Origin of the sequence: Pseudomonas sp. TNT3, assembly GCF_010095445.2 — a bacterium.
In the GTDB taxonomy this organism is placed as follows: Bacteria; Pseudomonadota; Gammaproteobacteria; order Pseudomonadales; family Pseudomonadaceae; genus Aquipseudomonas.
On record NZ_WFGV02000042.1, the window covers coordinates 45,832 to 54,268 of the forward strand.

Sequence of the window (8,437 nt, forward strand, 5' to 3'; positions counted from 1 at the left end):
CTATTCCAGCAAGAGGTGGCGGGCAAGCCCTTCGATGTAGGTTTCATCCTGGCCGTTGGGATGCGCTTCGAAGGCCAGGTGCAAGTATTCGTGGGTCAGGTCGAGTCGATCCTGCAGCGACAGCACGCCACGCACGTAGATGCGCTGGCGTTCGCGGTCGACGTAGGGTCGGCCAAATGCGAGGCGGCACACGGCGAACGTGCTGACTTCGTTGTAGCCGATTTCGCCTTCAAGACGTGGGCGCCAGCCGCGGCGCTGGTTTTGCAGCCAGTCCTGGGCGGCGGGCAACGCTTCGCAGGAGGCGACGGGATTGTCCCAGCGGCTCAGGCTCGCACGCGGGTAAGCGTGCAGCAGGATGGCGTCGTAGCGTTGCCCGGCATTGGCTTGTTCGACGGCTTGCTGCCAGGAGAGTTTGTCGGGGCCAGGTGCGTCGGAATGGTAGGTGACGGTGCTGCCCGCGAGCACCAGGTCACTGGTCCATGCCGCGATGGCGCGGGATTCAAGGGTGGCCGGGCGTGGGGCGACGCGTTGGCGACTGCTGCTGTCGTCGATGCTCAGGCACTCGCCGTTGCGCGTAGCGTTTTGCAGCAGATACGTGCGGATCGCGACGGCGAGTGCCTTGGCGGCTTCAGCGGGCTCGGGTCTGGCTTCTCGCTGGAGCACGCGGGCGACGTATTCTTCGCGGTCCACACGGGCGACTAATTGTTTGTTCAGCAAAAACAGTTCGCCATCGCTGTGGATATCAAGCTGATTGCCGTTGCTGAATTCGACGCGATAATCACCCTGCAGCGCCCCGGAAGAAACCTCCCGATCCCCCACCAGCACACGCTTGATCGGATAGCGTGAAAACAGCCCGACCTCGACGCATCGTCCCGCCTCGGCTGGCCAACCCATTGGCAACACCGACGCCAACGCCGCACCGTAATGACGAAGCACCATCTGGCTGGTGCCACGACCACCGGCCCAGATCGGCGTGCCATCCGCCGTCCAACCGGCAAACCCGCCCTGACGCGACGCAGGGTCCTGATCCCCCAACCAGCTCCAGGTTTTCACCCGCAACCGGCCGCCGAGCTCACCGACGACACGACCGTCAGCGGCGTTCAACACCACGTCCAGCAGCACCCGCCGCGCTTGATCCTGCGCCGGCATCACCGCCAGTACTTTCAGCAATTCAGTCACGGATACTCGCGTGGCAGGTTGCAACGACGGCAAGTTCAGCAACCATTCCGGCGCCTGTCGCGCTTGCCAATACGTGCGCCACTGCGCGCCGACGATGCCCAACCGCGTCGGCTCAAAATACAAGCCGCACGACTTCACCAGCGCTTGATCGCGGCCGATCTTTCCACCGGCAGTGCAGCAGTAAACTTCTTCCTTCGACTGCCCGCGGCACTCGTACGCAGATTCCCGCGCGCCGGTGTCCACCAGCCAGGCATAGACAAACAGCTTCCACACACTGCCCAACGGCGCTTGCAGATCAGCAGGCAACGGCTCGCGGGCGATCACCCGAGTCGGGTTCAAGGACAGCAATTCCCCGTTGAAGGCCAGGCGCAGTGGCTCGTCCTGCGCCGTTGCCAGCGCAGAGATCAAGCACATCAGCCACCCGACCAGAACCCGGGGCATGTCAGTGGACCGTGACCTGGCCGAGCGCCGGTTTCTGTTCCTGAGCCTGATGCTGTGGCGCGTAGACCTGGGTGAAACGCACGGGCGGCAGGTTGAATTGGCCTTTTTGCGAGAAGCGCACCAGATGCCGCAGGCGCAGTTCACCGCTCAATGCATCAATCGGAATCGCGTAGGCCATTTGCCCCGGCTCGAAGCGCGCCCTCTCCAGCGCGGAGGGCTCGGTACCCGCCTTGCCCATGAGCTTGATGCCCCACGTGGTGCGCTCAACATCGGCGCCCGGCGGCAGGGGCACTTCGAGCATGCCGTAACGCAGCGGCTTCCCGGCTTTGCTGGTGAGGATGACTTCGTCCAGATACAGGCTGTCGCTGGACAACGGTTGGTTACCGACGGCTTCCAGCTTGAAGTTGAAGGCCTCATCTCCAGGCACCAGTCGGGACAGGCGACGGGTGATGGTCACGGCCATCGGATCGACTGGCGGTTGTTGGGTCCGGTAGCTCAAGGCCGCCCGCAATGGACGCTCTTGCGTCCCGGACAACGTCAGCACCGCAGGCACTGAAGTGGCGCCCTGCCACGTCCAGTACAGCTCACCGGTAGCGCCGTGTTCCTTCTTCCAGCCTTCACCCGGTGCCAGTGCAATCGTGGGCGATGCCTGCTCGATGCTGCGCTGCAACCAGATCAGCGCCAGGGCACGTTCCAGCGTCGATTGCTGTGGCAGCAAGCGTTGCAACAACGCTTGAGCGTGTGCCTGATCGAAGGGTTGCAGCGACAGGTTCAAGGCTTCGGCGAACGGCTGTGAACTGACCGCCAGGCGCTGTTGTGCATCCGGCAGTTGTCGACTGAAGGCGTCCGGCAAAGCAACCTTCGACTGCCTGGCCAACGAGGCCGTCAATGCACGCGCCGCCGCCAGGCCGAGCGCCGAATCCGGATCGCTCATGACGAGGCTGTCGTCACCGTCCTCCATCAGATTGGCGGCGTTGCCCTCGCCCGCTTTCGCCAGGTCATCCATCAGGCCACTGAGCAACGTGTTGACCGGCAATTGCATCTGTTTGGCGAAGGACAGAATCAGCGCCCGTTGCAACAGCGGCGTGTTTTTCGCCTGCTTCGCATACACCTCCAGCACGCGCTGCCAATGCTCCGGTGGCAGACTGAGCTCCAGCACTTGGCTGGCGTGCCAGTCGGCGTAATAGGCGTAGGCGGTCAGGAAGGCATCCGGTTCGCCGTCCATGCCCCACCAGGTGAAGCTCGCGGAAGGCCCGGCCATTTGCACAAGGCGCAGACGGCTGTTTTGCATGATCAGACGCAAGCGATCACGGATCTGCGGGTTCGATGCCAAGGTCGGATAGGCGATGCTCAGCGGCAACAAACGACTGGCTGTCTGCTCGACGCCACCGTACGGATAGCTCAACAGATCATCGAGGGCCGCGCGGAACAGCGCTTGCGGACTGTCATCCAGACGCAGGCGAATATCACTGGCGTCTGCCGGCAACGTCAGGGGCGTATCACCGCTGGCCACTTCCAGACTTTGGCTCTGTGTCACCTGCCAGCCATCACCGGTCGCGCTCAGGTGCACGGTCAGGGCGTCGGCGATTTTACCGTCCTGCACCAGCTCGGCGGTCCACTCGCCACGGGTCAGCGCGAATGCCGGCAGCGCGATGTAGTTGATGCCGTTGTTCAGCGTCACGGGGACACGTTGATCAGTGCCGCCGTAATGAATCACCAGCTCAGCCTTGACCGGTTTCTCAGCCTGGCTGAAGGCGAATACACCGAGATCCGGCTTGTCGCCGTTGCGGAAATTCGTCGGGCCGCTCCACTTCAGGTACAGCGGTTTTTCCGAGCGCACAAACTGTTTCTTCTGGCCGACCTGGCCGTCATCGGCAATCGCCCGCGCGGTGATGCGCCAGCGGGTCAGCGAGTCAGGCATCACGAACGTAAAGCGGGTTTTGCCGTTGGCATCGGTCACCAGTTCCGGCTGCCACGCCGCGGTGTCGACATCTTCGCGACGCGGCCGCTCAAGCACTTTTACGCCACGCTCGCTGCGATTGGCTTTGCCCGGTGCACCTGGGCTGCCCGGCAACGCCACGTCATAGCTGATGAAGGACAGGCTGGCGCTGGTGCGCACGTTATTTCTGCGCGGGTGATAGAAGAACTGGTCGATGGTTGGCGCGACTTCCGGTTGCAGCGCGTAGACCATTTCGTCGACCACGCTCACTGTCAGGTGAGCTGGAACCGCTTTGCCGGCGAACTGCGTGGTCAGGTCCACGGTCACGGTGTCGCCCGGCTGATACGCATCTTTATCCGTGGCGATGGCAACATCGATTTGTGGCGCAACCACCTTGATGCCCGCGTTCTGGAAGCTGTACTGACCACCCTTGGTGTACAGCACCGAGAAGGTCAGGTTGGGGGCGAAGTTATCTTTCACCGGGATGCGCGCTCGGTATTGGGTCTCGCTGAGTTTTTCCATCTTCAGCCAGTCGCCGCCCTTGGACAGCAGCGCCGTGGCCTCGACCTTGTCGCGCTCCAGCGACAGCAGCGCATCGCTGACCGGCTCAGGGAACGTGATCAGTGCCAAAGCTTCATCGCCGGCCTTGTACTCGGGTTTATCGAGAACGATTTCCACGGTGCCGGGCACGGCTTTCACGCCCTCGCCGGTGACCGAATGCCCGGTGGCGCCGACGACGCGGCCGTGATCATCTTTCAACGTGAGGTTGTAAGTGCCCGGACGATCGAAGGCCAATGTGAGGCCTTTGTCCGTCGTGGCGAGTTTGCCTTCACCCGTAGACTGATCCTCCAGTCGCACCCAGCCGTAGCTGCCCGGCGTAACGGCTTTGCCTGACTCGCTGCCGCCTTCGTTGATGTAGCTGAAAGCCACCTTGTCGCCCACCGCACTGAAGCGTTGCGGCGCGCTCAAGCGGAAACTCGCGGCGCCACGGTCGATGAGGATTTCCTTGGTGGTCTTGACCCGATACGCCGCGCCATCACTGGCGAACACGGTGAGCATGTAGCGGCTGGGTTTCTCGGCAGCGGGCAGGTCGAGGGTCGCGTTGCCCTTGGCGTCGGTGGTCAATTCGGTGCTGGTCAGCTCTACCGGAAACTGTCCGAGGTATTGCAGTTCGTTGTCGACCATCGACAGTTGCTGGGCGCGCAGGCTCAGGTTCAACCTGGCATTCGCCACAGGTTTGCCGTCCGGGTACAGCAGCACCAGGCTGCCTTTCACCGGCTCGCCCGTGCGGTAATCCTGTTTGGCCAGGTTCAGCGAGATTTCGAAGTGCGGCTTGATGTACTCAGCGACGCGGAAGGCGCTGCTGTATGCCTGATCCTTGTAGCTGAAACGCAGTTCATAACCGCCGGCCACTGCGTTGTCCGGTAACTGGAAACGCCCTTGGGTTCCAGCCTTGGAATCAAGCTTCAAGGCCAGTGATTGCAAGGCGGTGCCGGTGGCATCGAGCACGGTCACGTTGACGTCGGCGGCGGTCGGCAGCACCGAATCCCGGGCATTCTTGAACTCGCGCCCGACGATTTTCAGCGACACCCAATCTCCCGGTCGATACAACGGTCGGTCGGTAAACGCGTAGAGCTTGGTGTCGTAGATTTCGCTGTCGTAATAGAAGTTCTCGGAGACGAACACCCCGCCCTCTTCGTCTTCGCCAATGACAAATGAGCGCTCGGGGCTGACGTGTTTGAGACGGAGCAAACCATCAGTATCGGTAGCGCCGCTGCTCATGACGCCCAAGCCATCAGTCCACAGCACATTGACCTTGGGCACCGAGCTGCCTTCGTGTTTGCGTGCAGCCCACACCACTAACTCATCACCGGCAATTTTGCTCACGGCCACGGTGTTGGAGACGAACACCATGGTGGTCGCACGGTATTTGCCGATCAGCGCTTCTACCAGGTACAGGCCCGGTTTCAGGTTGCCCAACGGGATGTAGACGTTACCCGGCGCAACGCTGACGAACTCGCTGGAAGAACCGGCCAGGTTCACACCGGCCGGCGGCTGGATAGGTTTGGCTTCCCACAATGGATAGCGGAATTGACTGACGACCGGCAGGCCCGGGATCAACGCGAATTGCGGCTGAGCATCGTAGGGGGTCGGCGCGGCGATGGCGGTGCCCATCTTCAGTTCCGGCACTTCCTCGGTGACGTGTTGGCGCGACTCGTAGGAAAACGCTCGCTGCATCACGCGCCGGGATTTGCGGTACCAGTTGTCCCACAGGTACGCGAGGGTGTTCGACAGGCCTTCGCCCTTGAACTGGCCATCGCTGACCACGCGGTGCAGGTTCTTCTGGCGTTTGAGGAAATCCAGCGGCTTATCAATCCGATACACCCGGATATCCGCCCCACCGTAGGGCTCCATGCGGAAGCGTCGATAGTCTCGACCCGGCGCTTCGAGGCGCACCATGGCCTGCTCATCGCTGGCGAAACTGCTGTCGGCCAGCAGGAAAAAACTTTCACCGGCCACCGGCGTGTAGCCACTTGGCTCGACGGTGTCTTCGGCGTGAACCGCCGCAAAAGGCAGTACCAGAACCAACAGCAAAGGCAGAAAACGCAGCATGCGGGCACCGATCATTGGGAGAGAAAATTCAGTCGATAGACGCCGATGAAGTTGGGGTTGGCTGCGTCGGGTATCCATCGGGTGTCCTTCCATGTCATGAGTTGCTGCAGGCTCGCGGAGCGCATGCCGTTGTCAGTCGGGGTGGTGGTGCCGGTGTGATAGGCAATGTTGCGGCCCATCCAGATCATCAAATGCTGGTCGTCACCCTGGTCAAAAAACATCAGGTCGCCAGGCCTTGCCTGGGCAACGTCGCGACCGACCAGGTGGCTGTTGAACTGGATCAGCTTGATCGCATTGACGTACGGCCCGGTCTTGCCGCCGCCTTGCTGCCATTGCTGGGCCAGACTGCGTTGCGCCTCGCTCAATTGCAGTTCGGGCGGCAGGTAGCGATTGGACAAGCCGTTGCTGCGCAGCCATTTGTCGTCATGGACTTTCAGCGCTTCATTGGCGGCAAAGCGCACGAGTCCGGCGCAGTCCTGCTGATACCAGCGCGGGCTCGGGCCCTGGGTCAGTTGCTCTTGAGCGATGCGTACGAACCAGGCGCGAAATACCTGGGATTGCTGCACATCGAGCGGCGGCGCCTCAAGGGCGAATACCCGACTGCCCAGCAACATCGCCAGCAGGCCAAGGCCTCGGATAAGTGCGGTCACAGGGCTTTCCATTCAAGCGGCAGCCATTGCCAGAGGCCATCGGGTTCGCTGCCCTCGGGCAAGGTCAGGGCATATTTGCCGTACCCGCCGAGCGTGCGCAGTTTCGGAATCAGGTAGGTTTGCGCGGCGTTGTAGAACACCGGCTCCATGTCCTGCGGCAGGCTGTCGAGGGTTTCCTGTTGCATCAACTGCGCCATGGAATCCGGACCGAAGTAGACCGGCATCAGCAGGTCTTTCGGCACCACATCGGCCATCGGCGGGAAGCGCTTGTCGAGGGTGCCAAGGGCTTTGTCCACGAGCTTGTCGTCGAGGGAAAACAGCAGGGTCGAACCGTGACGGGCCAGGCTGACTTTCATGAAGGCCTTGCCGGAAATCGCCTCCGGATTCTCAGCCTCCTTGGCTTTGTAGGGACCGAAGTTGGAGCTGACCTGGCGCTGCCACTGATGAACTGGGCCGTTCTGTGTCTCGATCACCGGGAACGCGTGTTCTTCGACATTGGGCTCATAGGCACCGACCATCGATCCGAACAGGTTACCGAGGTCGCCGTCGAGCTTGGCGCTGTCATCGTCGTCGAGGCTGGCGACCAGCAGCGGCGTGTACAACCGCGAATCGGCGTACCAGCAAAGGCCGGCAGCGCCCGCCATGTGTTCGGTCAGCGCCTGGGCCACTTTATCGTCGGCGCCCAGCTTCACCAATAACGGTTTCTGCTGCTCGGCTGCGAGCGGCAACGTCACGCAAGCACTCGCGCCCATGGGCATGGCTTGCCAGATCGGTTTGAAATCGAAGTCCGGCTGGTTGTCCAGTTCGTCCATTGCCAGGAAGCTGTGCCATCCCTTGTCGTCCATGTCGAAACGCAGGCCGGCGAAGTTCGGGATGAAGCGTTGATACCCCATGGCCAATACACTGGAATTGACCGACAGACGCTGTTTCACCTCCGGCGCGCGGGGTTGCAGGCCAAAGGCTTCCGGGAACAGTTTTTCGCCATTGAGCAATGCGGCGATGGCCTTGATTGAAACGCTGCCGGGTTCTTCCGTCGCGCCGTTTTCAGGGTCATACAGTTTGGCCGGATTGGACAGCACCACCAGTTTGTCGCCATGGGAGGCAAACAACAGGGCCTTGCCGGCGTTGTAGGTGAGTTGATAGAGCGGCACGTCGTCAGCACCGACTTTCACGTCGCTGAGCCTGGTCAACTGTGAGTCATCCAGCGCCACTTTGGCCAACGGCTCCAGCACCTTGGCCAGGCCACCGCGATCCATCACCAGCAGGAAGTCTTTCAGGCGACCGTCCGCCCCGCGCCACAGCGCTACGTCTGCCGGCTGATCGAAAAGCTGTTCGATCAGGCTGTCCTGCAACTTCAGGTCGTGCTCGTAAATGATCCGCCGCAGACTGCCGATCAAACCGAGCCGATCGGCATGGGTCTCGTAATAGAAGACGAAATCTTCGGTCAGGGTTTCCTTGAGGAAAGGCACCGCCAGCAGGTCTTTGGGCAATTGGCTCAGGGAATGGGTTTCCAGCAGCCCGTCCGGCCGGCTCATGCCCAGCTTGTCACTGGCCAACTGCGCCACCGGCGCCTTGGGTTTGTGCATGAACCAGCCGAGCCCGGCCGCCACACCCG

Annotated in this window: 4 protein-coding genes; all 4 read right to left on the reverse strand. The window is 61.8% G+C overall.

What is annotated here, in order from left to right; all coding sequences use genetic code 11:
* A complete protein-coding gene (locus GBC55_RS21910; protein ID WP_162439620.1) occupies positions 1 to 1,620 on the reverse strand; it encodes a DUF2300 domain-containing protein in 1,620 nt (539 codons plus the stop codon).
* 1 nt (position 1,621) lies between these two features.
* Positions 1,622 to 6,187 (reverse strand): alpha-2-macroglobulin, encoded by a 4,566-nt coding sequence (locus GBC55_RS21915; protein ID WP_162439626.1) that lies wholly within the window; start codon positions 6,185 to 6,187, stop codon positions 1,622 to 1,624.
* Positions 6,184 to 6,786, reverse strand: a complete 603-nt coding sequence (locus tag GBC55_RS21920; protein WP_235992923.1) for a DUF1175 family protein — start codon at positions 6,784 to 6,786, stop codon at positions 6,184 to 6,186. Before GBC55_RS21920 ends, GBC55_RS21915 begins: the two co-directional genes overlap by 4 nt.
* 32 nt (positions 6,787 to 6,818) lie before the next feature.
* A partial coding sequence (locus GBC55_RS21925; protein WP_247266968.1) for a DUF2138 domain-containing protein occupies positions 6,819 to 8,437 on the reverse strand: 1,619 nt, incomplete at its 5' end.